We start from the raw sequence: 24,436 nt of genomic DNA, 5'->3' as shown, positions 1-24,436 counted from the left end.
ATGAAGGAATTCGCCATCTACACCGGCCTGCGGCTGGCCCTGTTCCTGGTCTCCTTCGGCATCCTCTGGGTCGCCTTCCACTACTGGTTGAGCGCCTGGCCGCTGGCCCTGCTCGCCCTGTTCATCACCGCCATCCTGTCCCTGTTCGTACTCCGCTCCGCCCGCGACCGGCTGGCCGCCAAGATCGACGAGCGGGCCGGCCGGATCGCCTCCCGGATGGAAGCCGCCCGGTCTGCGGAGGACGAGGACTGAGCTTCTCGTAGTACCGACTGAGCTTTCGTAGACCGGATAGCGGACAGTCGGCTCGCCTGATGGCGGCCGGCTGTTTGCGTCTGTTCAGGCGGGAATGAGTAAGACCAGTGGAGCGCTGGTACTGAGAGTGACGTAGGACACAGAAGCCTCCGGAAGAAAATCATTTGTGCACTCCTTCACATGAGTCGTAACGTGGTTGATGAAACGAAACCGTTTCGTTCTATCGGCTACCAGCTGACTACCGAGGGTGATGCAGAGATCATGGCCGATGTTGCCGATGCAGGTCCGCGCCAGCGGCCGCGGGTCGAGGGCGGGCGCGAGGACGAGATCCTCGACGCGACCCTCGCGACGCTCGCCGAGCTGGGTTACGACCGGCTGACGATGGACGCGGTGGCGACGGCCGCCAAGGCCAGCAAGGCGACGCTGTACCGGCGGTGGTCGACCAAGGCGGAGCTGGTCGCGGACGCGATCAGCCGGGCCAAGGGCTGCCCGATGCCCGAGGAAGTCGACACCGGCAGCCTGCGCGGCGACCTGATCTCGATGTCGTGCGGCCAGGGCGGATTCACCGAGGAGATGCCGATGTCGGTGATGGCCGGTCTGATGACCGCGCTGCACCGCGACCCGGATCTCAAGGCGGCCTTCCAGAAGTACTTCCTGGCGCCCCGGATCGCGATCACCAACGGGGTCTACCAGCGCGCAGTCGAGCGCGGGGAGATCGCCGCCGACGTCGACGTCGAACTGCTGTCGGTGACACTGCCCGCGATCATCGTCCACCAGGCCTTCGTGCTCGGGATCGAGCCGACCGAGGACCTCATTCTCCGAGTGATCGACAACGTGATCATGCCTGCGGCGCGGGGGTCGCAGGTGAGCTGAGCCGGTGAGGGGCCGGACCAGCGACCTAAAAGCCAGTTACACCCAAGAGGGGATATTCCAGCATGTCTGAAGACGTCATCAAGGCCGACCCGCCAGAGGGGCGACCGGTCGACTCGGTGGCCGAACCGGCTACCCACGGCCACCGCAATCTCGGTATCGCGCTCGCGCTGATCAGCATGGCGCAGCTGATGGTGGTGCTCGACGGCACCATCGTCAACATCGCCCTGCCGCACATCCAGAAGGACCTCGGCTTCACCAACGGCTCACTGCCGTGGGTGGTCAACGCCTACGCGCTGGCCTTCGGTGGTCTGCTGCTGCTCGGCGGCCGGATCGGGGACATCCTCGGCCGCCGCAAGGTGTTCATGTTCGGCGTGGTGCTGTTCGGCGTCGCGTCCTTCCTCGGTGGTATCGCCCAGAACGAGACTCTGCTGCTGGCCAGCCGGGTGCTGCAGGGCCTGGGCGCCGCGGCGGCCTCGCCGAACGCGCTCGCCCTGATCACCACCACCTTCCCGGCCGGCAAGGAGCGCAACCGCGCGATGGCCGTCTACGCGGCGATGTCCGGTGCGGGTGCCGCCGTCGGCCTGATCCTCGGTGGTCTGCTGACCGAGGCGTCGTGGCGCTGGACCTTCTTCATCAACACCCCGATCGGCCTGATCGTGGCGCTGCTGGCGATCCGGTACCTCGGTGAGTCGGCCCGCCAGCACGGCAAGTTCGACCTGCCGGGTGCGATCACCGGCACGATCGGTCTGACCTCGCTGGTCTACGGTCTGACCCACGCCGGCAGCAAGGGCTGGGGCAACAGCGCCACCCTCGCGTTCATCATCGGCGGCGTGGCCCTGATCGGTGTCTTCCTGCTGATCGAGGCCCGGTCGCGGCACGCGCTGATGCCGTTCCGGATCCTCGCGAACCGGACCCGCGGGGTGAGCTTCTTCGTGATGCTGATCGTCGGTGCGGCGCTGTTCTCGATGTTCTACTTCCTGGGCATCTTCATCCAGAACGTGCTCGGCTACAGCGCGCTGAAGACCGGTTTCGCGTTCCTGCCGTTCAGCTTCGGCATCGTGGTCGCGGCCCAGCTCGCCTCCACGCTGATCGCCCGGATGGACCCGCGCTGGATCTCCGGTGCCGGTGCGGCGATCGCCGCCGGCGGAATGTTCGGCTTCACCCAGCTGGAGGTGGGCTCCAGCTACGCCGCCCACCTGCTGCCGTACATCCTGCTGCTGTCCTTCGGGATGGGCCTGATCTTCGTACCGCTCACGCTGACCGCGGTCAGCGGGGTCGCGAACGAGGACTCCGGGGTCGGTTCGGCGGTACTGAACACCGTCCAGCAGATCGGTGGAGCGGTCGGCCTGGCACTGCTGGGCACGGTCTCCACCAACGCGATCAAGGACAAGTTCACCGAGCTCGCACCGGGCCTGGCGAAGGCGTCGCAGGCCGCGCCCGACCAGGCCGGCGTACTCGCCAAGCAGGCCGAGGCGGTCGCTACCACGCACGGCTTCACCACCGCGTTCATGGTCTCGGCGATCATGTTCGTCGGTGCCGCGCTGATCACCCTGGTCGGCCTGTCGGTCAAGCACAAGGACCTGGCCGGAGACGGCCAGCCGGTCCACATGGGCTGACCTCACCGCAGTACGCGAAGGGCCGTCTTCCGGAGGGGGAGGCGGCCCTTCGTCCTGCCTACAGCTGTTTGCGCATCACGATCTCGCGGTGGATGCCGTCGGGCATCAGCTCGCCCTCGAGATCGGTGTCGGCGAAACCGCTGCGCAGGTAGAGCGCGTGCGCCCTCTCGTTGCCATCGGCAACCGACAGCTGGAGGGTATGGGCGGCGGCCTCGTCGCGGGCCCAGCGCTCGACCTGGGCCATCAGCTGGTCGCCGATGCCGCGGCCGCGGCCGGCCGGCGCGATCCACATCGAGATCAGCTCGACGACGCCGTCCTCGTCGGTGCGTACGCCGCTGGCCATCCCTACCGGCGTACCGTCCAGGACGGCGACGAAGTTGCGGGAGCCGGGCAGGTCGAGGCGGGCCCGCCAGCGCTCCTCCTCGGCGTCGGCCCAGTCGGCCAGTCGCGAGCCGAAGGCGTACGGCGCCTCCGCGAGGGCGGCGAGCCGGAGCTCGCGCCACAGCTTCCAGTCGTCCGGGGTGAGTTCCTGGAGTTCGATCACGCCGACAGTGTGCCGGATCAGCGGGGCGGGAACTTCGACGAGACCCAGTCGCGGACGCCGCCGAGGCCGTCACCCATGTCGCGCAGCAGCTTGGCCAGCGGGTCCTGCGAGCGGGCGAAGGAGTCGGAGTACGACTTGGCCGCGTTCCTCGCCTCCTGCGTCATCGAGGCGTCGCCGTCCTCCTGGCGCTTCGGGTACGTACCGGAGACGATCGAGGTGTACTCGCCCTCGTCCACCCAGCGGCGCAGCTCGTGCGCGCGGATGACGGCCAGCGGGTGCGACTGCGCCTCGAGCAACAGCAGCTTGAGCACGCTGTCGCGCAGGTCGCCGGAGCTCTCGTACTCCGTGCCCTGGGCCAGGAAGGCGGTCGTGTCCAGCTGGTCGAGCTGGCCACCGCTGGCGAGCTTCATCTGCACCCGCAGCGCGGCCGCCGGGTCCTGGACCGCGAGCAGGCCGGCCCGGTCGCCGGACAGCTCCGCCTTGCGCGACCACTCGTGCAGCGCGGCGATGATCGCCCGCAGCCCGAAGGCGCCGATCGGCATCCAGTTGACGGCACCCGTGAGGCGCATCAGCCAGAGCAGCAGCGACTGGTACAACGCGTGCCCGCTCTGCGCGTGGCCGAGCTCGTGGCCGAGGATGAACCGGGTCTCCTCGTCGTCGAGGCCCTGGATCAGCGCGCTGTTGAGCACGATGAACGGCTTGTCCATGCCGATCGTGACCGCGTTCCAGACCGGGCTGTTGGTGACGTACAGCTCGGGCAGCTGACGGACGTCGAGGGTCGTCGCGGCCTCGGTGTACAGGGTGTGGATCTTGGGGAACTGACGCTCGTCGACCCGGATCGCCGAGCCGAGGAACTGCAGCCGGAAGGCCCGCTCGTTGATCAGCCCGGACATCTTCCGCAGGATGAAGTCGAAGCCCTTGAGCTGGCGCAGCGCGACCAGGGCGCCGCGGTCGGCCGGGTGCTCCCAGGCGCGCGAGCTGATGTCGGTCAGCGTCACCCGCTGCCGGGTCGGCCGCTCTTCGTTCTCACTCATCAGATCCCCCACGGGTCGGCGTAGACCTCCAACCTAGCTCGCTTCGGGGTCCGGTTGGTCCGGTTGCAGAGAGTAGGAATACCTAAACCGTCGGTACTGTCCTAGCCTGACCAGATGAGTAGCAACCGTCCAATGCCGTCGCGGGAGGTTGATCGGCGCGACGACAAGGCCCGGGCCTGGGTCTCCGAGGCGATCCGGCTCGTCGAGGCCGATGCCAATCGCAGTGCCGACACCCACCTGCACGCGTTCCCGATGCCGGCCTCGGTCGGCGTCGACCTGTATCTGAAGGACGAGTCGGTGCATCCGACCGGCTCGCTCAAGCACCGGCTGGCCCGGTCCCTGTTCCTGTACGCCCTCTGCAACGGCTGGATCGGTGAGGGCACCACCGTGATCGAGGCGTCCAGCGGCTCCACCGCGGTCAGCGAGGCGTACTTCGCCCGGCTGCTCGGGCTGCCGTTCATCGCAGTGATGCCGGCCTCGACCAGCGCGGAGAAGATCGGGCTGATCGAGTTCTACGGCGGCCGCTGCCACTTCGTCGAGCGCTCCGGGCAGATCTACGGCGAGGCCAAGCGGCTGGCCGAGGAGACCGGCGGGCACTACATGGACCAGTTCACCTACGCCGAGCGGGCGACCGACTGGCGGGGCAACAACAACATCGCCGAGTCGATCTTCAACCAGCTCTCGCTCGAGCAGCACCCGATCCCGACCTGGATCGTGGTCGGCGCGGGCACCGGCGGCACCTCGGCGACGATCGGCCGGTACGTCCGGTACCAGCGGCACGAGACGTCTGTGGCCGTGGTCGATCCGGAGAACTCGGCCTTCTTCCCGGCCTTCGAGTCGCTCGACGGTGACTTCGCGACCGGGCGGCCGTCCCGGATCGAGGGGATCGGGCGGCCGCGGGTGGAGCCGTCGTTCGTGCTCGGGGTGGTCGACCGGATGATCGCAGTGCCGGATGCGGCGTCGATCGCGGCGATGCGGTTCTGCTCGGCGGTGACCGGGCGGTTGGTGGGTGGCTCGACCGGTACCAACCTGTGGGGAGCCCTGCGGCTGGCGGCGGAGATGCGGCGTACCGGCGTACAGGGGAGCATCGTGACGCTGCTGTGCGACAGCGGCGGGCTGTATGGCGACACGTATTACGACGACGACTGGCTGAAGCGCAGTGGGATCGATCTGGCGCCGTATGCCGAGACGCTGGAGGGGTTTGCTCAGACTGGGCGCTGGCGGGAGCCTGTGCGCTAGTTGCCTAGGAAGAGGCCGACCGTGAGGCCGATGGCGTAGACCAGTTCGGTCAGGCCTGTGCCCTGGAGCACGGGGATGAGTGCTGGGCCGACTGCGTCGCTCAGGACGGTCTTGACTGCTTTGGCGGCTAGTGGCAGGGCGATCAGGGCCAGGAGCGTCCAGGGGGTCGCTACGGCTGAGACGGCTGCCAGGATGAAGGCGAGGGCTACTAGTCCGGCGTACAGGCGCCTTGAGTTGGCGGCGCCTAGTACTACGGCCAGGGTGCGCTTGCCGGTCACCGAGTCGGTGGGGATGTCGCGGAGGTTGTTGGCGACCAGGAGTGCGCAGGCGATGCTGCCGATGGCCACTGCGCCGGCTAGTGCGGTCCAGTGGAGCTTCTCGGCTTGGACGTAGGTAGTACCAAGCACTGCGACCAGGCCGAAGAAGAGGAAGACGCTGATCTCGCCCAGGGCGCGGTAGCCGTAGGGCTTCTTACCGCCGGTGTAGAACCAGGCGCCGAGGATCGAGGCGGCTCCTGGGACTAGCAGCCACCAAGTGGTGGTGATGGCTAGTACTAGGCCGAGTGCTGCGCCGATGCCGAAGCAGGTGAAGGCGACTGTCTTCACCTGCTGTGGGGTGGCTACCTTGGCGCCTACCAGGCGGAGGGGGCCGACCCGGTTCTCGTCTGTGCCGCGAATGCCGTCGCTGTAGTCGTTCGCGTAGTTGACGCCGATCTGGAGCGCCAGGGCGACGCCGAGCGCGAGCAGGGCCTTCCACCAGACGAAACCGTCCAGGTAGGCGGCTGCGCCGGTACCGACGAGCACGGGAGCGATCGCGGCGGGCAGGGTGCGAGGGCGAGCGCCTTCGATCCACTGGGCAGGGGTGGCCATGGCAACCGATTCTGTCAGCCGGTCGGTAAGGGTTTGCAGGCGGTACGGGACGCGGGGTCGCACGGGGTGCGCCGTACGCTCGGAGGGACATGTCTACGTTGCGGCTGGTCCCTGGCACCCCGGATGCCGTGCTGTCGGCGCTGACCGGCTTGCTGGACGGCACCGGTACTGCGTTCGCGCCTTTGCCGGGCGATCCGGCTGCTGCCGCGCGCGTCCGTCAGGCGGTGGCCCCCGACGCACCCCTCGAGTCATCCGACATCGGCGTAGTCCTCGCCACCTCCGGCTCCTCCGGCGAACCCAAGGGCGTAATGCTCTCCATCGCCGCCCTGATCGCCTCAGCCGAAGCAACCCACGACCGCCTCGGCGGCGCCGGCCAATGGCTACTCCCGATGCAGCCCTACTTCGTAGGCGGCCTGCAGGTCCTCACCCGCTCGATCCTCTCGGGCTACCCCCCAGTGGTCGCCGCCGACCACCCCACCTTCGCCGCCGGCGCGATGGCACTGACCGCGCCCCGCCAATACACGGCGATGGTGCCAACGCAGCTTGCTCGCTACCTGGAAACTCCCGAAGACCAGGACATGCTCCGCCGCTTCGACGCCATCATCATCGGCGGCGCCGCAATGCCCGCCGACCTGAAGGCGAGAGCGGCCGACGCCGGGGTGAATGCGATCCCGTCCTACGGCATGACCGAGACCGGCAGCGGCTGCGTCTACGCAGGCGAACCGCTGAGCGGCACGCAGCTGCGCCTCGCCGAAGAACCGCCCGCCGGGCGGTCTGGCGGGCGTGAGCGGGGAGCGGGCGGCAGGGCCGATGAGGTGCTGGGCGACGTGCAGGGCGGTGGCCGGAGCACGCTCGGGGACGTGCCGGGCGGGGGGAGTGGGCGGATCTGGATCAGTGGGCCGACGCTCTTCTCGGGGTATCGGTTGCAGCCTGAGTTGACTGCGGAGGTGCTGCGGGACGGGTGGTTCCGGACTCAGGATCGGGGGGAACTGGTCGACGGGCGGTTGCGGGTGGTGGGGCGGGTTGATGATGTGGTGATTTCTGGTGGGGTGAATGTGACGGTGACCGCTGTGCAGGCGCGGTTGCTGGAGCATCCGGGGGTCAAGGATGCTGTTGTGCTGGGGGTTCCCGACAGTGAATGGGGTTCGCGGGTGGTGGCGTTCGTGGTCGGGGAGGTCGGGCGGGATGAGCTGCGGGACTTTGTCGGTGAGGTGTTGCCGCGGACCTGGGCGCCTCGGCAGGTGGTGGGGCTGAGTGCGTTGCCGATGCTTGCCTCGGGCAAGGTTGATCGGCAGAAGCTGTTGGACGGTGTGCGGTGATCACCTATGCGATCGGGCTGAAGAACCGGTTTCGCGGGATCACGGTGCGCGAGGGGATGTTGTTCGAGGGGCCGGCGGGGTGGGCTGAATGGTCGCCGTTTCTGGACTACGACGATGCGACCTGTGTGGCTTGGCTTCGGGCGGCGTACGAGGCCGCGTATGACGGGTGGCCTGCGGCGGTGCGTACCGAAGTACCGGTGAACTGCACTGTGCCGGCGATCGGGCCGGAGAAGGCTGCGGCGATCGTGCGGGCGTCGGGGTGCGCGACGGCGAAGGTGAAGGTTGCCGAGCCGGGTCAGACGCTCAGGGATGACTTGGAGCGGGTTGAGGCTGTCCGCGACGCAATTGGCGGCGGGCAGGTGCGCATCGATGCCAACGGGGCTTGGTCTGTTGACGAAGCGTTGCGGGCGTTGAACGAGCTTCGGCGGTTTGACCTGGAGTATGTCGAGCAGCCCTGTGCGTCAGTGGAAGACCTGGCGGCAGTGCGACGCCGTACCGACGTACTGGTCGCCGCGGATGAGTCCATCCGTCGGGCCGAGGATCCCCTGCTGGTGAAGAAGCTTGGGGCCGCCGACATCGCAGTACTGAAGGTGCAGCCGATCGGCGGCGTTCGGGCATGCCTAGACATCGCCGAGCAGATCGGTCTGCCCGTGGTCGTCTCCTCGGCGTTGGAGACCTCCATCGGGATCGCTGCCGGGGTTGCGCTCGCAGCGGCTCTCCCCGAGCTCCCGTACGCGTGCGGCCTCGCCACTGTCTCCATGTTCACGGCAGAGGTCGTCGACGAGCCGCTGCTGCCGGTCAACGGCTTCCTGCCGGTGAAGCGCCTAGTACCTACGACAGAGTTGCCAACCGCCGACCAAGCGACCACAGCCAAGTGGGAAGCGCGGTTCGCGAGGGTAGAAGCACTGAGAGGAACCAGATGAACCCGTCCACGGCATTCGCGACTGTGGTGGTCGACGAGCTGATCAGGTCCGGCGTCCGCGAGGCCGTACTGGCTCCCGGCTCCCGAAGCACTCCACTGGCTCTCGCGCTAGCCGCTGCCGACCGCGACGGGCGGCTGCGCCTCCACGTGCGCATCGACGAACGTACTGCGGGCTTCCTGGCGATCGGCCTGATCCGTGGAACCGGTCTGCCGGTGCCGGTGGTGACGACGTCCGGTACTGCGGTAGCCAACCTCCACCCCGCAGTGCTCGAGGCATCCCACAGTGGCTTGCCCCTGATCGTGCTTAGCGCTGACCGCCCGCCCGAGCTGCGGGGGACCGGTGCCAACCAGACCACCGACCAGCTGAAGGTATTCGGCGACGCCGTCCGCCTGTTCCACGAGCTCGGTACGCCGAGCAAGCAACTCGGCCAGGTCGCCTACTGGCGCTCGTCGATCGCCCGCGCGGTGTCGACATCTGTTGGCGCCCGCACGGCCGACCCAGGCCCCGTGCAACTCAACTGCCCGCTCGTCGAACCGCTAGTGCCCACCGACGACGGCGACTGGCCCGAGCCGCTCGACGGCCGCACCACCGGCCCATGGACAAGCGTGCACGCCACCGGCGCCCAGCCCTCCGCAGTAGCCCCCGGCCCAAAAACAGTCGTAGTCGCGGGCGACGGCGCCTCCCAAGCCGCCCGCCTAGCCGCCGAAGCCGGCAACTGGCCCCTCTTCGCCGAACCCTCCAGCCGCGCGAGGACCGGCCCCGCCGTCATCTCCTCCTACAGATTGTTGCTGGCAGCAACCTCTATCGGTGATGAGATCGAGCGGGTGATTGTGTTCGGGCATCCGACGTTGTCGCGGCCGATTTCCAAGTTGCTCGCGCGTCCGGAGGTCGAGGTGATCGTGGTCGCTCCCACCGGTCTGTGGCCCGACGCCGCCCACCGCGCCGCCTCGGTCGTCACCGGCCTTGAGGTGATCGGCTCCGATCAGACCGACTGGCTGGATCGCTGGCTGCACGCCGACCAACTAGCTCGAGCCGCAGTGGACAAGGTGCTCGCAGCCGGGCCGACGGGGGCCGTCGGGTCGGCGCCAGGTGGGTTGTCGGGGCCGCTGGTTGCTGCAGTGCTTGGCGAGGCGGTCGGCGCCGACGGCATGCTCGTCGTGGCATCCTCCAATGTGGTGCGGGATCTCGACCTGGCTCCGGTCGTCCCGATCCGCACGGTGGCCAACCGTGGCCTGGCGGGCATCGACGGCACCCTCTCCACGGCCGTCGGCGCTGCATTGGCCAATGCGGGCGCGACCTACGCGCTGGTTGGTGATCTGGCCTTCCTGCACGACAGCAACGGGCTGGTGATCGGTCCTGCCGAGCCTCGGCCAGACCTGCGGATCGTGGTGCTCAATGACAACGGTGGTGGGATCTTCGCCACGCTCGAGCAAGGTGGTGGCGAGCACGCCGACCACTTCGAGCGCGTCTTCGGCACCCCGCACAACGTCGACCTCGCCGCACTCTGCGCGGCCACCGGCACGCCACACCAACTGGTAGAGACGGCAGATGAGCTGCGCGAGGTACTGGCCCGCACAGTGGCCGGCATCGACGTAGTGGAGGTCAGGGTGGATCGCTCGACCCACCGCGACCTACATGCCGACCTGCACCAGGCAGTCAGCCAGCTGTAACTGCAACCTTGGTAGGTGCGGGGCGAGCCGGCTGCAGGGTGCGGAGGCGGCCGAGCAAACAGCCGACCACGACGAGTACCAGTGCAGTGGTGACGAGGATTGGGATGATTGCGCCGCGCAGCGAGGAGTTGAGCGGCGAGGCGATGGTCAGGACGATACTGACGCCGATCAGGGCGGTGGTGAGCTTGCGGCCGGGCCGCGCCACCGCCAGGAACGGCAGGCACCAGATGAAGTACCAGTCGTGCGCTGTCGGCCCCAACTGAACCAGTGCCAGCAAAGCGATCCCCACCGCCCGCGCAGCGTTGTGGATCGACGACCGCAACCCCAGTACTGCGATCAGCCCGATCGCGATGAGCATCGCCAGCAACCGCACGATCTGCAGGGCCTGCTGCGCCGCCGTGTCTTCCCCCAGCCACTCCAGTACGCCGGAAGCCCCCAGCGCAATCAGATTGGAGATCGACAAAGGCGACTTGATCAGCCCCGGTACATCGAGCGCACTGAGCCAGCCCGACCCCACCCCGGTCAGCTCGCCAACGGTCACCAGCGTCAGTACCGAGATCGCCCCCGCAATGGTCAGGCTGGCCAGCCGCAGGCGAGCGCGCCCGGCCAGCGGGCTCATCACGGCCGCGATGGCGACGACCACGAGCCCACCGGGCAGCTTCACGGCGGCAGCGGTACCGGCGAGGACAGCAGCTGTACCCCAATGACCGGTGAGGGCGATGGCGAAGGCAGCGCAGGCGAGTCCCAACATGAGGATGTCGTTGTGGGCCGCGCCCAGGCCGTGCGCGATCAGCATCGGGTTGGCGACGACCAGCCAGGTTGCGATGGCCGGGTTCACCCGGCAGGCGGTGGCGAGCCGCGGTACGGCCCAGGCGATCAGTACGAAGCCGAGTACTGCGAGCAGGCGATGAGCCAGCATGAGCACGTACGGGTCCATGGTCAGCCGCGCCACGAGACCGCCGTACGCGAGAGGTATCGGACCGTACGGCGCAGGCGTCTGCATCCACATCGGGTCGACCGCCTCGACGATGTGGCCGCTCAGTACGCCCGGGCCGACGCTGTAGGGGTCGTACCCCTCGGCGACGAGCGCGCCCTGCGCCGCGTAGCTCCAGACATCCCTGCTGAACAAGGGCGGTCCCAGCAGTAGCGGCACACTCGTCCACACGATGAACGGCGTGAGCCGGTACCGCTTGCCGGCCAGCACTTGCCGCCCGACCGAGAGCCAGGCCCACACCATCAGCCCCAGCCCGGCCACCATGAACGCCAGCCCGGTCATCCGCCCCGGCAGCGTCGCCCGCAACTCACTGGCAATCGGCAGCGCCGCCACCCAAGAGGACTCCGGCACCACCGACGTCACCAGGGATGAGGCGGCTACGACACAAGAGCCGACCACCCCACGAACCAGCGCCGACGGTACTCGCATACCGCCAACGCTAGTTCGCTAAAACGACCCCCTGATGAACACGAAGGGTCAGGCGGATTCCTTGCGGAAGGTGCGTGCTCCTACTGCCAGTCCGACGACAGTGAGCAGTACCACCCAGAAGAGGCCCCACAGGGACGCGCTGCTGGAGATGTCGCCGCGGAAGAGGGCGCGAACGCCGTTGACGACGTGCTTCAGCGGGCTGATGTCGGACAGCCGCTGCAGCCAGGTCGGGCCGATCTGCATCGGCAGCAGGATGCCGGACAGCAGCAGGAGCGGCATGGCGATGCCGTTGAGCAGCGGCGCCAGCGCGTCCTCGCTCTTGGTGATGAGCGCGACGGAGTACGAGAGTGAGGCGAAGGTCGCGCCGAGCAGGGCGACGATCACCAGCGACAGCAGTACGCCGCCCCACGGTGCGCGCAGGCCCAGTGGCAACGCGGCCAGCAGCAGCAGGATCGACTGCACGACGAGTACCACGACGTCTCGTAGTACGCGTCCTGCCATCAGCGCGATCCGGGAGGCCGGGGTGACCCGGTCGGCCTCGATCACGCCGGCCCGGTACTCGGCGATCAGGCCAAATCCGACGAACATCGCGCCGAACATGCCGAGCTGGACGATCAGGCCGGGGATGAACACCTGGTAGGCGTTCGTGGTCGCGCCCTGGCTGATCTGCGCGGTGATCGGCTTCAGCAGCGGACCGAACAGGAACAGGTACATCAGCGGCTGGCTGAGCATCAGGATCGACCACATCGGGTTGCGCAACGACAGCCGCATCGCGCGGTTGAAGACGATCCAGGTATCGGTCAGGACCTTCATGCGACCACCTCCTTCTCTTCCGCCGGCGGAGCGTCCTCGTCGCGCAGGGATCGGCCGGTCATCGTCAGGAACACGTCGTCCAGGGTCGGACGATGTACTTCGACGCCGTGCAACTCGATGCCCTGGGCATCGATCGAGCGGAGCAGGGACGGCAGTACCGAGCCGCCCTTCGGGATCCGGAAGGCGACCACGTCGCCGTCGGTCTCGACCGCGACCGCACCCGGCAGTTCCGCGACGATCTTGCTCACCGGCGGCGCCTGGGTGGCGTCGGCCAGGCTCAGCCGGACGGCGTCGCCGGAGACCTGCTGCTTGAGCTCCTCGGGCTTGCCGGCCGCGACGATCTTGCCGTGGTCGATGACCAGGATCCGGTCGCAGAGCGCGTCCGCCTCGTCCAGGTAGTGGGTGGTGAGGAAGATCGTCGCGCCGCGGTCGCGCAGACCCCGGATGTGCTCCCACAGGTTCGCCCGCGCCTGCGGGTCGAGGCCGGTGGTCGGCTCGTCCAGGAAGATCAGCTTGGGGTCGTGGATCAGCCCCATCACGATGTCGAGCCGGCGCCGCTGGCCGCCCGACAGGGTCTTGCACTGCCGCCGCCACAGCCCCGGCAGGTCCAGCTCGTCGAACAGCGCCTGGCCGTCGGCAGCAGCCTGCTTCTTGCTCACGCCGTACAGCCGGGCGTGGTCGACGACCTCGTCACCGGCGATCGCCTCGGGCAGCGTCGAGCCGCTCTGCGGGACGTACCCGATCCGCCGGCGGACGCCGACCGGATCCTTGGCCAGGTCGCAGCCGGCCACGGTCGCGGTGCCGCTGGTCGGCGTGATCAGGGTCGCCAGCATCCGCATCGTGGTGGTCTTGCCGGCCCCGTTCGGGCCGAGGAAGCCGACGATCTCCCCGTCGGCGACATCCAGGTCTACCCCCTGCACGGCCTGCACCGGCCCGCGCTTGGTCTTGAAGGTGCGGACGAGTCCGCGAGCTTCGATCATCATGCGGACAGTCTCGAACAATCAACATTGAATAGTCAATGTTGATTAAATCTGAAACCTGGCTCAGCCGGGCGGGTCGGGGATGGTGCCCCAGTGTGTCGCCAGGCCGGGTGGAGGCTCCCAGCTCGGCGGCTCGCCGGCGAACGAGTACTCCCCGTCGGCAACCCGCTGACGGAAGCCGCGGGTCCACTCCAGCTCGCCCCGGTCGCGGGCGCTGGAGATACGGAACATCTCCACCACATGGTTCGGCGTACCGGGATCTTCGACGATCTGCCGCTCGGCGAACGGCTCGGCCTTCTCGAGCTGCTCCAGCTGCACGATCCGCGACTCGAGCGCGGCCAGTACCTCGTCGCGACGCAGCGACCAGACGAAGCTGAGCGCCGCCTGCATCTGGCCGGGCTGGAAGCCGTTGACGGTCCACAGCGCAGACCGCAGCAGCGAGAAGTACTCCGACTCGCCGTCGCTGGTCAGCTTGTACGACGTCCTGCCGGGTTTGCGCCCGGCGCCTTCCTCCAGCTCCAGCAGGTAGCCGTGCTTGGCCAGCGTGCGCAGCCCGGTGTAGATCGAGCCGGGGTTGATGTTCGCCCAGTGCTCCACCTGCCAGGTCATCAGCTCGCGGCGCAGCTGGTACCCGTACGCGGGCTGGAAGATCCGGACGACCCCGAGCAGGAGCAATCGCGTGGTGGACATGATCGCAGTGTAAATTCACCTGCCCGTCTCCGATGCTGCCCGTAGGGTGACTGGCCATGAGCACGCGGCTGACCACCGATCCGGCGGACTTCCAGGCGACCGTCTTCCCGTTCCTGGAGCAGGACCCGGTCCTCCACACCTTGATCATGAGCAACGTCTCCGACCGAGCCGCCAGTCAGTACGAACCCGAGCCGTCGTACTTCGTCTCCGTCCACGACGATGCGGGCGAGGTGACCGGCGCCGCGATGCGTACTCCCGGCCGGCGCGTCTATGTCGGCGCCCTCCGAGCGGACCTGGCGGCCGAGGTCGCCGAGGCGTACTTCGAGGTGCTCCCCGAACTCGGCGGCGTCGCCGGCGACCGCGCTGCCGTCACTGCCTTCGGCCAACGCTGGTCCGAACTGTCAGGTGCAGACCGTGCCCCCTGGACGGAGTCAGCCGGCACCCGCCTGCACCAGCTCGAGGCGCTCACCCCGCTCACGGCCCCCGGAAGCCTCCGCCCGATGCGCGCGACCGACGTACAACTGGCCCACGACTGGATCCTGGACGGCTTCCCCGAGGAGGCCCCCTTCCTCGAACCCAACTGGGCCGAACACAAGCTCGCCCAAGGCACCCTCTGGATCTGGGAAGCCAACGGCGAACCAGTCAGCATGGCCGCCTACCGCCACCCCGTCTTCGGCGTCAGCCGCGTAGGCCCCGTCTACACCCCACCCGACCACCGCCGCCACGGCTACGCCGGCGCCCTCACCGGCGAGGTCACCGCCAAACTCCTTGCCCAAGGCATCAAACCCTGCCTCTACACCGACCTGGCCAACCCCACCTCCAACAAAATCTACGCCCAACTCGGCTACCTCCCCGTCACCGACTTCGTCGACCTGATCTTCGCGCCATGAAGATCCGCGTAACCAACGACCCAGCAGAGTTCAAGGCGATCGCTTTCCCTTTCCTGCAAAGCGATCCGGTGCTCAACTCCTACATCCTCAGTAACACCGAGGACCGGATCAACGGCATCCTGCACGACCCCGCGCCACCGGTCTTCCTGTCGATCCACGACGACACCGGCGACGTGCTGGGCGCCGTCTTCTGCACCGCACCGCGTCGCCGGTTGCCCGGGGCGGTCCGTCAGTGCATACGTAACTCGCTCGGCGAACGCTTGCCACGGCGTGTCGACGGTCGGTGTGGGGGTTGTGTATGCATGGCGATCCGGGCATTGAGCTCCGGTCGCCACGCGGCACCCCCCGAATCCACCGCACCCTCACCGCCCCTCCTTGCCGTCGCCGAGCTAGATCCAGCCGTGGGTGCGGGCTACCTGGACTGATTCGTAGCGGTTGGTGGTGTTGAGTTTGGTGGCGGCTGAGGAGAGGTAGTTGCGGACCGTGCCGGGGGAGAGGGAGGCGCGGCGGGCTATTTGGTCGATCGGGGCGCCGTCGGCGGCGTAGTCGAGGACTTCGGCTTCGCGTGGGGTCAGCGGGTTGTCACCGGCTGAGATGGCTTCGGCGGCCAGTTCTGGGTCTACGTAGCGGCCGCCGGTGTGGATGGTGCGGATGACGTCGGCGAGGACTTGCGCCGAGACGGTTTTGGGGAGGAAGCCTCGGACGCCTGCGGTCAGGGCTTGTTTGAGGTGGCCGGGGCGGGCGTGGCCGGTCACGATCAGGCAGGTGCAGGTGGGGAGTTCGGATCGGAGGGCCTGTACTACGCCGATGCCGCCGATTGCGCTGGAGCCGGTGACGCCGGGCATCTGGAGGTCAAGTACTGCGACGTCCGGGCGATGAAGGCGGGCCATCGCGAGGGCCTCGTCAGCCGATGCCGCCTGACCGACCACCTCCAGGTCTTCCTCCAGCGACAACAGAGCGGCCAAGGCGGTACGGATGAGGTTCTCGTCGTCGGCGAGCAGGATCCGGATCATGGCGTCGCCGGGAGTTGGACGACCAGGATGAAGTGGCCGGGGGTGCTGCCGACGGTCAGGGTGCCGCCGAGGGAACCGAGGCGTTCGCGGAGGCCGGCGATGCCGGTGCCACCCGTCTCCGCGCTGGCGCGGACGCCGTCGTTCTCCATCCGGAGGACGGTGAGGTCGGGGCTCAGGTCCAGTTCGATCTTGCAGATGGTCGCGTTGCTGTGGCGGATGACGTTCGTGGTGGCTTCGCGGACGACCCAGCCGAGCGCTGCCTGCGTGGCCGGCGGCAGGTTCGAGCCGTCGCCGATGACGCGACAGTCGACGCCGGCGGAGCGGAGTACGGATTGAGCACCGGCCAGCTCGGAAGCCAGGTCCGTGGTGCGGTAGCCGCTGACGACGGCTCGCATCTCGCGCAGGGAGTCGTGGGCGATCTGGCGTATGCCCAGCATCTGTTCGGCCGCCTTCTCGTCACCCCGCGTGGCCAGGGCTGCGGCAAGCTCGCTCTGTACTGCGACCAGCGACAAGTTGTGCCCGAGCGTGTCGTGCAGATCCCGCGCGAACCGCAGCCGCTCCTCCGCGATCGCCAGCTGAGCGCTGACCGCGCGGGACCGGTCGATCTCCCAGCCGAGGCTGAGGGTCCAGACCGAGACGCGGCAGGTGAAGACGATGAAAACAGCCCAGGAGACAAAGGCGATCGCCGGATCCAGCTGGAGCGACCACACGCCGGCCACCGCCGCTCCGGCGATGATCACGGCCAGCAGCGGCAGCCACCGCAGCATCGGCGTCAGAGCAAAGGTCAAGCCGCCGATCAGCACGATGCTGATGGGGATGTGGAGTTCTGCCTCGCCGCCACCCCAGCCGAACCTGGGGAAGGCCAGGTCCGCAGCAAGGAGGCCGGCAAGAGTCAAGGCAGCGGGAACTGCGATCAGACGACCGGCGACCGGGGTTCCGGTCAGGTACCTGCTGATGGCCGCGCGGAGCAGGAACAGGTTGGCCGTGGTGTGCGCGGCGACGACGGCGAGGAACAGCACAGCACCCGCGATGTGAACATCCCGCTGCCCGACGGTGATCAGCACGGCGAGGAGCAACTCCCCGCCGGTCAGGGCGTACAGCGGCCAGCGGAGGGTGATGTCGAAGCGCTCGGCTCTGCTGCGCTCGAGCCACCAGCGCGGGACGGGAAGCATGCTGCTCAGCCTGTCACGTCCCTCAATGCCGTGGCTCCCAGCGGAACCAGCGGCGCGTTGCCAGCCCACCGACGATCACCCAGGCCAGTAGTACAAGCACCGGCTGTACTGCCGGCGCGAACGACCCCGCCAAGCTCACCGTGCTCCCGTCCGGAGTGATGCCCGACAGGCCGAGTCGCAGCAACTCCACCACCGGCGTCAGCGGCAGCAGCCGCGCTACCTGCTCCAGCGCTCCCGGCATGTCGGACAGCGGGAAGTAGAGCCCACTGAAGTTCAGCGGGATGAGCAGCAGGGGAGTAGTGGTCAGCTGCGCCAGCTCGACGTTGCGGGTCAGCGCAGTGGTGGCAGCGGCCAGCAGGACGAACACCAATGCACCCAGTACCAGCGCCAGCACGACGAGTAGGAAGTTCACCGGCAGTGGGAGCCCGAAGAGCACCGCGCTGGTGAGACCGGCGAGGACCGCCTGGCCCCACGCGATCGCTACCGCGGGTGTCGCGCTGCCGGCCAGGATCTGCAGGTCGGTCGCCTCGCCGGTGCGCAGCCGCTTGAGGACGAGCTCCTCTCGACGAGCCACCAGCGAGGTGACGAGGTTGTAGTAGACGAACAGGTTCAGCGAGACCGCGGCGACGGTGATGACGATCGCTGTGCCCTGGTCGCCGGCGACGACGGACATCAACTCCGTTGAGGACTTCAGGCCGAGCACGACGCCGATCGGCAGTCCGATCGCGATCAGCACGGCAAGGGGATTGCGTCGGAGCAGCAGTGCTTCCGACCAGGCCAGGGAAGTCATGCGGCGGCTCCATGACCGGACTCGGCAATCGCGAGAAAGGCTTCCTCCAGCGATGCCGGGCGGGCGGTGAGGTCTGTCAGCTGGATCCCGGCCGGTGCCGCCCAGGCCAGCAGCGCGGTGAGGGTGAGCTGGAGATCCTCGGTGTCGAGCAGGACCTTGCCACTGCTGTTGACGGTGGCAACAGCCCGCGGGAGGTCCGGGAGGGTGGCGCCGGCGGGCAGATGGAAAGAGATCCGGGCCGGCCGGATGCCGGCGATCTCGGCCGGCGTACCGAGGCCGACGATCCGGCCGTGGTGCATGATCGCCAACCGGTCGGCGAGCTCGGCGGCTTCGGCCAGGTAGTGCGTGGTGAGCAGCACCGTCGTACCCGACGACAGCAGCCCGGAGATCAGCTGCCAGGTGTTCTGCCGGTTCTCCGGGTCGAGACCGGCGGTGGGTTCGTCGAGGAACAGCAGGTCCGGCTGCCCGGCGATCGCGAGCCCGAGGCTCAGCCGTTGCCGCTCGCCACCGGACAACTGACGGACGCGGACGCCGGCCCGCGAGGTCAGCTCGACGAGTTCGAGGATCTCGCCGACCTGGCGCGGGGTGCTGAGCGTCCCGGTCCACATCTTGGTGGTCTCGGCGACGGTCAGATCGGCCGCGAAACCCCTGTCCTGCAACATGATTCCGATCCGCGGCCGGACCATCCGCCGATCCCGGTAAGGATCGTGACCGAGCACCCGGACCGTCCCGGAGGTCGGTTGCGCGAGCCCTTCGAGCACCTCCAGCGTGGAGGTCTTGCCGGCGCCGTTGGTGCCGAGCAACGCGAAGAGCTCACCCCGGCGTACGGAGAAGTCGACGCCGCGAACTGCCTCGTACCCGGGCCTGCCGGCGTACCGGCGGGTGAGCCGCTCGACCTGGATGACCGCTGATTCGTCCATACGGATCAGCTTGGCGGCCGAGCGGCCCCGTCCTGCGTGAAGCTGTCACCGGTACTGGTGACAAATGTCAGTTGACCTCGACCGTGCTGCCCGGCTCGAGCTGCTGGTACGGCCGGTCCTCGGCGTTGATGAAGCGCTGCATCATGCCCTGGCCGATCGGGCTGAGCAGGGCGTCGTGGATGCCGATGGTCTGGATCGCGTCGACGGCGCGGGCGTACTCGACGGCCGGCGGCAGGGCGAACCACGGACCCGAGATCGGCACCAGGTTGGTGTGCACCTTGCGGTCGGGCTGCGTGAACGAGTCGCCGGGGTGGTAGACCGCGTCCTCGATCAGGAAGCCGACGTTCTCACACGGAACTCCCCACTCCGGCAGGATGATCGCGTGATCCTTGCCATAGGCACGGACCGCGAAACCGGCCGCCTCGAAATTGGAGCCGTCGGCAACGATCTGGACCCGCTCACCCAGCTCGCCGAGCTGCGCGGCGACACCCGCGTTGGTCCAGATCGGGGCGTCGAGACCCTTCACCCGGTCGACGTCGAGGTGGTCCTGGTGCTCGTGCGTGACCAGGATCGCGTCCACACCTTCGAAGGCGGCGTCCTCGGTGAAACTGCCCGGATCGATGAGCAGCACCTTGCCGTCCTTCTCGAGCCGGACACAGGCGTGCGTGTACTTCGTGAGCTTCAAGATCAGTCTCCCAGAGCGTCTCGCATCGGAACCAATTTTGCGTTCGTCTCGGCCAGCTCGGCTTCTGGGTCGGAGCCGGCGACGATGCCGGCGCCGGCGAACAGGCGCATCCTGGTCGGGTCATCGGGGTCGGCCTGGCCGCAGCGCAGGGCGATGCACCACTCGCCGTCACCGGCCGCGTCCATCCAGCCGACCGGGCCGCTGAACCGGCCGCGGGGCATGCCCTCGATCTCGCCGATCACGTCCCGCGCGACATCGGTCGGCGTACCGCAGATCGCCGCGGACGGGTGCAGCGCGGCGGCGAGGCCGAGCGCGGAGGCTCCGTTGGCGGCGACGCCGGCCACGTCCGAGGCGAGATGCATCACGTTCGGCAGGTGCAGCACGAACGGCGTCTCGGGCACGTTCATCGACTTGCAGTGCGGCTTGAGCGCGTCGGCCACCGAGCGGACGGCGTACTCGTGCTCCTCGAGGTCCTTGCTCGATCGCGCCAGCGAGGCGGCCAGTGCCAGGTCGTGCGCGTCGTCGCCGGTACGCCGGATGGTGCCGGCCAGCACCCGGGAGGTGATCAGGCCCTTCTCGCGCCGGACCAGCAGCTCCGGGGTGGCACCGATCAGCCCGTCGACGGAGAACGTCCAGCAGTTCGGGTACGCCGCGGCCAGCCGGCGCAACGGCCAGCGCAGGTCGATCGGGTTGGGCGAGATCGCGATCAGGTCGCGCGCGAGCACCACCTTGTCGAGCTCGCCGTTGGTGATCCGCTTCACCGCGTCGGCGACGATGCCGGACCACGCCGTACCGGAGCGCGCACCGTCCGCGAAGGCGACCGCACCGACGGGTTCCGGCTCGTACGTCGTCAGCTCGGGCGGCCCGGCCAGCGAGCTCGCGCCGGAGATCGTCGTCACCCAGGTGATCCCGCCGCGACGGCCGACGATCACCTCGGGCACCACCAGCTCACTGGCGTCGGTGTCGGTGAAACCGAACGAGCCGAAGCAGACCAGTCCCGATCCTGGTACGCCGATCTCGTCGCGCACCACGGCGTTGGCGGTGAGCTCCTTCCACCAGGCCTGCGCCTCGGCGAACCGATTGCTGCCGGCAACGTCCAGCCGGGCGGCGACGCCCCAGCCGACATGCCCGTCGCCACGGCGTACCCAGGCCAGCCCGCCGGTCTCCGGCAGGTGGTCCATCAGCGCGGCGGCCACACCCTCGACGCGCTGGCTGCGAACCACCAGCTGCGGAGCCGGCACCGCGCCGGGTTGGAGCGGGTCAGACAGGCTCACGGTTGCACTCCTCGCTCGCTTCCCGGCTCAATGGAGATTCGCTCACGGGATGCAAGCGTAGGCCGCTCCCGTAACCAGCGAATTTCGGTGCCTGTCGCAGCCGTGATCAACTAGACAAGTGACCCGCGCAGACCTGACCAAACAACCTGAGGCTGTCGCCGCGATGTTCGACAACGTGGCCGAGGGCTACGACCGGACCAACGCGGTCGCCACGATGGGGCTGGAGAAGGCCTACTGGCGGCCGCAGACGCTGGCCGAGATCGCGCCCCGGAAGGGGATGAAGATCCTCGATCTGGCGGCCGGGACCGGCGCGTCGAGCGTGAAGCTGCGCGAGGCCGGCGCCGAGGTGGTGTCCTGCGACTTCTCGGTCGGCATGCTCCGGGTCGGCAAGCGCCGGTACCCCGAGCTGGACCTGATCGCCGGCGACGCGCTGCGGCTGCCGTTCGCCGACGAGACCTTCGACGTGGTGACCATCTCGTGGGCGCTGCGGAACGTGAACGACGTCACGGTCGCGCTCGCCGAGATGCTCCGGGTGACCAAGCCAGGCGGCCGCCTGGTGGTCCTCGAGAACTCCCACCCCACCTGGAAGCCGTTCCGGGTTGCTTACCTCGAGTACATGATGCGAGCCGTTCCGGTAGTCGCGAAGGCGGTCTCCACCAACCCCGACGCCTACGTCTACCTGGCCGAATCGGTCCGCGCCTGGCCGTCCCAGGCCCCCCTGGCCGACACCATCGCCGCCTCCGGCTGGACCCACGTCCAATGGCGCAACCTCACCGGCGGCCTGGTAGCAATCCACCGAGCCACCAAACCGCTCTAGGACCGCTCGCTCGCGGGGAACGGGAGCCTTGCGGCCCCCGTTCCCGAGGACGTCACCTCTTCCAGTGACCGCCGTGCTCGGAGCACACGGAGCCGGTGGTCCGGCAGGTCGAGCAGGTGAGGTTCGAGCGTCCGCCGTTGCAGGACTGGCAGTCGTTCAGTGGTCGGTGGCACTTTTACACTTCATGGGTTCCTCCTAGAACCTGTCGGATCCGACGAACTTCGCCTCGAGTTCGTCGGCGGTGGACAGCACCATGCGCAGCGGCCCGTCGAACTCGTCCGGGTCGAGGTCTGCCAGCGGCACGGAATGCCGGAGCATGTACATCTGGCCGTACGCGACGGCTCCGCCCACCACGTAGTCGGCCAGCGAGCTCAGCACCGAATCGATCTCCACCTGGCCGACCTCGGCGAACGGCGACGCGATGGTCGCGAACTCGGCGCCGCTGTTGGTCTTGCTCTGCCCGACGACAACGATCTGCGTCCGGCCCTCCCCGACGGCGAACAGCAGTCTGAGGATGGTGCCGTCGTCCTCGGCGACCTTGTAGGTGATCCGGATGTAGGACCGGAGTTCTTCCCAACTCGCCATCGATTTGCCCCCTTGTTCCGGTACTGCGGCTGATGAAATCCGGACCTCAACGTAGGAGCGCCGGCCGGCGGAGCGGGAGGGTTCGGGCAGAGTTGTCAGGTATTTGTCCGGTCGCTCCAATTACGCAACGAAAAGAGCGCATAAATCGGTTGTGGGGAAGGGGTTCCGGGCCGGTTTCGTGTCCAAGTCAGGCAGTCCTAGACTGTCGGATGACCAGGCCTCGTGAATCCCTTCACGAGTGACACAGCCCTCCACCAGGCCGGGATGAGATGAGCCAGAGCGTGCCTAGCAGGCAGCAGGCCGAGACCGCTGATGTGATCGTCGTCGGCGCCGGGCCCGCAGGCTCGGCAGCCGCGTACCATCTGGCGAACGCGGGCCTCGACGTGCTGCTGCTCGAGAAGACCGCGTTCCCGCGCGAGAAGGTGTGCGGCGACGGCCTCACCCCGCGGGGAACCAAGCAGCTGATCAACATGGGCATCGACATCTCGCCCGAGGCCGGCTGGATCAAGAACTACGGCCTGCGGATCCGCGGCGCCGGGCACGAGCTGCAGCTCGACTGGCCGGACCTGGCCAGCCACCCGAACTACGGGCTGACCCGGAACCGGATGGACTTCGACGACATGCTCGCCCGGCAGGCCGTCAAGGCCGGCGCCCAGCTGCGCGAGCGGACCAACGTCACCGCGCCGATCCTCGACGACAAGGGCTTCATCGTCGGTGTCACCGCCAAGCCGGTCGACGACAACGGCCGCCGGGCCGGTGAGGACCTCGAGTTCCGCGCCCCGCTGGTGATGGCCGCCGACGGCAACTCGTCGCGGCTGAGCGTCGCGATGGGCCTGCACAAGCGCGACGACCGGCCGATGGGCGTCGCGGTCCGGACGTACTTCACCAGCCCGCGGCACGACGACGACTACCTCGAGTCCTGGCTGGAGCTGTGGACCGACGACCCGAAGAACCCGGGTCAGCGCAGCCTGCTGCCGGGCTACGGCTGGATCTTCGGGATGGGCGACGGCACCGTCAACGTCGGGCTCGGCATCCTGAACACCTCCGACGCCTTCGGCAAGGTCGACTACGCGGACCTGCTCAAGCAGTGGCTGAAGAACACGCCGGACGAGTGGCAGTTCCGCGACGAGTTCCAGACCATCCCGATCCGCGGGGCGGCGCTGCCGATGGGGTTCAACCGGCAGCCGCACTACACCCGCGGCCTGATGCTGCTCGGCGACGCGGGCGGGATGGTGAACCCGTTCAACGGCGAGGGCATCCCGTACGCGATGGAGTCCGGCGCGTTCGCGGCCGAGGTCGCCGCGCAGGCCCTGCGCCGGCAACCCAACCAGCGGGAGCGGGCGCTGTCGGCGTACCCGAAGGCGCTGAAGCAGGAGTACGGCGGCTACTACACGCTCGGGCGGGTGTTCGTGAAGCTGATCGGAAACCCGGAGGTGATGCGGCTGTGCACCAAGTACGGTCTGCCGCGCACCACCTTGATGAAGTTCACCCTGAAACTCCTTGCCAACCTCACGGATCCGCGCGACGGCGACGTGATGGACAAGATCATCAACGGCCTCACCAAGGTCGCCCCGGCAGCCTGATCGGCGGGGCGAGTGACGTGAGACACAGCGGTACTGGTAACAAAGGCAGGCAACCCGACCACGTAGTACCCGACGCAAAGTTTGGAGGGAGCAGCCAAAGATGCACCCTTACGTACCGATTCTGATTCTCGGTGTACTCGCGGCCATCTTCGTGGCGGGCACCTTGGTGACGAGCGCGCTAGTCGGCCCGAAGCGCTACAACCGGGCCAAGCTCGACTCGTACGAGTGTGGCATCGAGCCGACGCCGCAACCGGTCGGTGGTGGGCGTTTCCCGGTGAAGTACTACATCACCGCGATGCTCTTCATCGTGTTCGACATCGAGATCATCTTCCTCTACCCCTGGGCCGTCGCCTTCGACCAGATGGCGCTGTTCGGGTTGGTCGAGATGGTCATCTTCATCGTTACCGTCTTCGTCGCGTACGCCTACGTCTGGCGCCGCGGCGGACTGGAGTGGGACTGACC

Annotated in this window: 26 protein-coding genes; 12 read left to right on the top strand and 14 right to left on the bottom strand. The window is 68.1% G+C overall.

Translation table 11 applies throughout. The features are described 5' to 3' along the window. The 3 genes from AB0M15_RS03890 (at position 1) to AB0M15_RS03880 (ending at position 2,741) form a co-directional block, all read left to right on the top strand. Positions 1-252 carry a DUF4229 domain-containing protein gene (locus AB0M15_RS03890; protein ID WP_363813594.1) on the top strand — a complete coding sequence of 84 codons (252 nt, stop codon included), beginning with the start codon at positions 1-3 and terminating at the stop codon, positions 250-252. Positions 253-513: 261 nt separating this feature from the next. Next, on the top strand, positions 514-1,125 hold the full coding sequence (locus AB0M15_RS03885) for a TetR/AcrR family transcriptional regulator C-terminal ligand-binding domain-containing protein (RefSeq protein WP_363813592.1): 612 nt from the start codon (positions 514-516) through the stop codon (positions 1,123-1,125). Between the two features lie 62 nt (positions 1,126-1,187). Then, complete coding sequence (locus AB0M15_RS03880) at positions 1,188-2,741, top strand: MFS transporter (RefSeq protein WP_363813590.1); 1,554 nt, start codon at positions 1,188-1,190, stop codon at positions 2,739-2,741. 58 nt (positions 2,742-2,799) lie between these two features. Here AB0M15_RS03880 and AB0M15_RS03875 read toward each other — a convergent pair whose 3' ends face one another. Together AB0M15_RS03875 and AB0M15_RS03870 are read right to left on the bottom strand one after the other, a co-directional pair. Beyond that, positions 2,800-3,285, bottom strand: a complete 486-nt coding sequence (locus AB0M15_RS03875; protein ID WP_363813588.1) for a GNAT family N-acetyltransferase — start codon at positions 3,283-3,285, stop codon at positions 2,800-2,802. A 17-nt stretch (positions 3,286-3,302) separates the two neighbouring features. Further along, positions 3,303-4,319 (bottom strand): M48 family metallopeptidase, encoded by a 1,017-nt coding sequence (locus AB0M15_RS03870; RefSeq protein WP_363813587.1) that lies wholly within the window; start codon positions 4,317-4,319, stop codon positions 3,303-3,305. Between the two features lie 114 nt (positions 4,320-4,433). On the opposite strand from AB0M15_RS03870, the gene AB0M15_RS03865 reads away from it, so the two are divergent. Next, positions 4,434-5,558 (top strand): PLP-dependent cysteine synthase family protein, encoded by a 1,125-nt coding sequence (locus AB0M15_RS03865; protein WP_363813586.1) that lies wholly within the window; start codon positions 4,434-4,436, stop codon positions 5,556-5,558. On the opposite strand, the gene AB0M15_RS03860 is transcribed toward AB0M15_RS03865, so the two are convergent. Continuing rightward, on the bottom strand, positions 5,555-6,427 hold the full coding sequence (locus AB0M15_RS03860) for a 1,4-dihydroxy-2-naphthoate polyprenyltransferase (RefSeq protein WP_363813584.1): 873 nt from the start codon (positions 6,425-6,427) through the stop codon (positions 5,555-5,557). The genes AB0M15_RS03865 and AB0M15_RS03860 overlap by 4 nt on opposite strands. A gap of 89 nt (positions 6,428-6,516) precedes the next feature. On the opposite strand from AB0M15_RS03860, the gene AB0M15_RS03855 reads away from it, so the two are divergent. The 3 genes from AB0M15_RS03855 to menD are packed head-to-tail and all read left to right on the top strand — an operon-like array spanning position 6,517 to position 10,339. Continuing rightward, positions 6,517-7,746, top strand: coding sequence for an AMP-binding protein (locus tag AB0M15_RS03855; protein WP_363813582.1), 1,230 nt, complete (start codon positions 6,517-6,519; stop codon positions 7,744-7,746). Beyond that, positions 7,743-8,669 carry an o-succinylbenzoate synthase gene (locus tag AB0M15_RS03850; protein ID WP_363813580.1) on the top strand — a complete coding sequence of 309 codons (927 nt, stop codon included), beginning with the start codon at positions 7,743-7,745 and terminating at the stop codon, positions 8,667-8,669. Before AB0M15_RS03855 ends, AB0M15_RS03850 begins: the two co-directional genes overlap by 4 nt. Then, positions 8,666-10,339 carry a 2-succinyl-5-enolpyruvyl-6-hydroxy-3-cyclohexene-1-carboxylic-acid synthase gene (gene menD, locus AB0M15_RS03845; protein WP_363813578.1) on the top strand — a complete coding sequence of 558 codons (1,674 nt, stop codon included), beginning with the start codon at positions 8,666-8,668 and terminating at the stop codon, positions 10,337-10,339. Before AB0M15_RS03850 ends, menD begins: the two co-directional genes overlap by 4 nt. On the opposite strand, the gene mptB is transcribed toward menD, so the two are convergent. Genes mptB through AB0M15_RS03825 form a run of 4 tightly spaced genes read right to left on the bottom strand, consistent with a single transcriptional unit; the run spans position 10,326 to position 14,245 of the window. After that, positions 10,326-11,762 (bottom strand): polyprenol phosphomannose-dependent alpha 1,6 mannosyltransferase MptB, encoded by a 1,437-nt coding sequence (mptB, locus tag AB0M15_RS03840; RefSeq protein ID WP_363813576.1) that lies wholly within the window; start codon positions 11,760-11,762, stop codon positions 10,326-10,328. The two genes, menD and mptB, sit on opposite strands and share 14 nt — an antisense overlap. Positions 11,763-11,810: 48 nt before the next feature. Further along, positions 11,811-12,575, bottom strand: a complete 765-nt coding sequence (locus tag AB0M15_RS03835) for an ABC transporter permease (RefSeq protein WP_343975873.1) — start codon at positions 12,573-12,575, stop codon at positions 11,811-11,813. Then, complete coding sequence (locus tag AB0M15_RS03830) at positions 12,572-13,558, bottom strand: ATP-binding cassette domain-containing protein (RefSeq protein WP_363813574.1); 987 nt, start codon at positions 13,556-13,558, stop codon at positions 12,572-12,574. Before AB0M15_RS03830 ends, AB0M15_RS03835 begins: the two co-directional genes overlap by 4 nt. Positions 13,559-13,618: 60 nt before the next feature. Continuing rightward, complete coding sequence (locus AB0M15_RS03825) at positions 13,619-14,245, bottom strand: PadR family transcriptional regulator (RefSeq protein WP_363813572.1); 627 nt, start codon at positions 14,243-14,245, stop codon at positions 13,619-13,621. Positions 14,246-14,301: 56 nt separating this feature from the next. Between AB0M15_RS03825 and AB0M15_RS03820 the strand changes: the two genes are divergently transcribed. Then, positions 14,302-15,135 carry a GNAT family N-acetyltransferase gene (locus AB0M15_RS03820; protein ID WP_363813570.1) on the top strand — a complete coding sequence of 278 codons (834 nt, stop codon included), beginning with the start codon at positions 14,302-14,304 and terminating at the stop codon, positions 15,133-15,135. Further along, the gene (locus tag AB0M15_RS03815; RefSeq protein WP_363813568.1) at positions 15,132-15,560 is read left to right on the top strand and encodes a hypothetical protein; all 429 of its coding nucleotides are present in this window, start codon (positions 15,132-15,134) and stop codon (positions 15,558-15,560) included. The genes AB0M15_RS03820 and AB0M15_RS03815 overlap by 4 nt, the downstream gene beginning before the upstream one ends. Here the strand turns inward: AB0M15_RS03815 and AB0M15_RS03810 are convergent. The 6 genes from AB0M15_RS03810 to AB0M15_RS03785 form a co-directional block, all read right to left on the bottom strand. Beyond that, positions 15,525-16,148 (bottom strand): response regulator transcription factor, encoded by a 624-nt coding sequence (locus tag AB0M15_RS03810; RefSeq protein WP_363813566.1) that lies wholly within the window; start codon positions 16,146-16,148, stop codon positions 15,525-15,527. The genes AB0M15_RS03815 and AB0M15_RS03810 overlap by 36 nt on opposite strands. Further along, positions 16,145-17,320 (bottom strand): histidine kinase, encoded by a 1,176-nt coding sequence (locus AB0M15_RS03805; protein ID WP_363813564.1) that lies wholly within the window; start codon positions 17,318-17,320, stop codon positions 16,145-16,147. The genes AB0M15_RS03810 and AB0M15_RS03805 overlap by 4 nt, the downstream gene beginning before the upstream one ends. Positions 17,321-17,342: 22 nt before the next feature. After that, the gene (locus AB0M15_RS03800; RefSeq protein WP_363813562.1) at positions 17,343-18,110 is read right to left on the bottom strand and encodes an ABC transporter permease; all 768 of its coding nucleotides are present in this window, start codon (positions 18,108-18,110) and stop codon (positions 17,343-17,345) included. Continuing rightward, positions 18,107-19,030 carry an ABC transporter ATP-binding protein gene (locus AB0M15_RS03795; protein WP_363813560.1) on the bottom strand — a complete coding sequence of 308 codons (924 nt, stop codon included), beginning with the start codon at positions 19,028-19,030 and terminating at the stop codon, positions 18,107-18,109. Before AB0M15_RS03795 ends, AB0M15_RS03800 begins: the two co-directional genes overlap by 4 nt. Before the next feature lie 67 nt (positions 19,031-19,097). Then, a complete protein-coding gene (locus AB0M15_RS03790; protein ID WP_363813558.1) occupies positions 19,098-19,715 on the bottom strand; it encodes an MBL fold metallo-hydrolase in 618 nt (205 codons plus the stop codon). 2 nt (positions 19,716-19,717) lie between these two features. After that, a complete protein-coding gene (locus AB0M15_RS03785) occupies positions 19,718-20,989 on the bottom strand; it encodes an isochorismate synthase (RefSeq protein WP_363813556.1) in 1,272 nt (423 codons plus the stop codon). Positions 20,990-21,107: 118 nt separating this feature from the next. Here AB0M15_RS03785 and AB0M15_RS03780 point away from each other — a divergent pair, with 118 nt between their 5' ends. Then, complete coding sequence (locus tag AB0M15_RS03780; RefSeq protein WP_363813554.1) at positions 21,108-21,806, top strand: demethylmenaquinone methyltransferase; 699 nt, start codon at positions 21,108-21,110, stop codon at positions 21,804-21,806. A gap of 195 nt (positions 21,807-22,001) precedes the next feature. Here AB0M15_RS03780 and AB0M15_RS03775 read toward each other — a convergent pair whose 3' ends face one another. After that, complete coding sequence (locus tag AB0M15_RS03775; RefSeq protein WP_363813552.1) at positions 22,002-22,391, bottom strand: hypothetical protein; 390 nt, start codon at positions 22,389-22,391, stop codon at positions 22,002-22,004. 269 nt (positions 22,392-22,660) lie between these two features. Between AB0M15_RS03775 and AB0M15_RS03770 the strand changes: the two genes are divergently transcribed. After that, positions 22,661-23,974 carry a geranylgeranyl reductase family protein gene (locus AB0M15_RS03770; RefSeq protein ID WP_363813550.1) on the top strand — a complete coding sequence of 438 codons (1,314 nt, stop codon included), beginning with the start codon at positions 22,661-22,663 and terminating at the stop codon, positions 23,972-23,974. Between the two features lie 100 nt (positions 23,975-24,074). Next, on the top strand, positions 24,075-24,434 hold the full coding sequence (locus AB0M15_RS03765) for an NADH-quinone oxidoreductase subunit A (protein WP_328329758.1): 360 nt from the start codon (positions 24,075-24,077) through the stop codon (positions 24,432-24,434). Positions 24,435-24,436 lie beyond the last annotated feature (2 nt).

Origin of the sequence: Kribbella sp. NPDC051718 (assembly GCF_040681515.1) — a bacterium.
Classification (GTDB): domain Bacteria; phylum Actinomycetota; class Actinomycetes; order Propionibacteriales; family Kribbellaceae; genus Kribbella.
The sequence above is the reverse complement of the archived record's forward strand: the minus strand, read 5'-3'. Positions and strand labels throughout refer to the sequence as shown.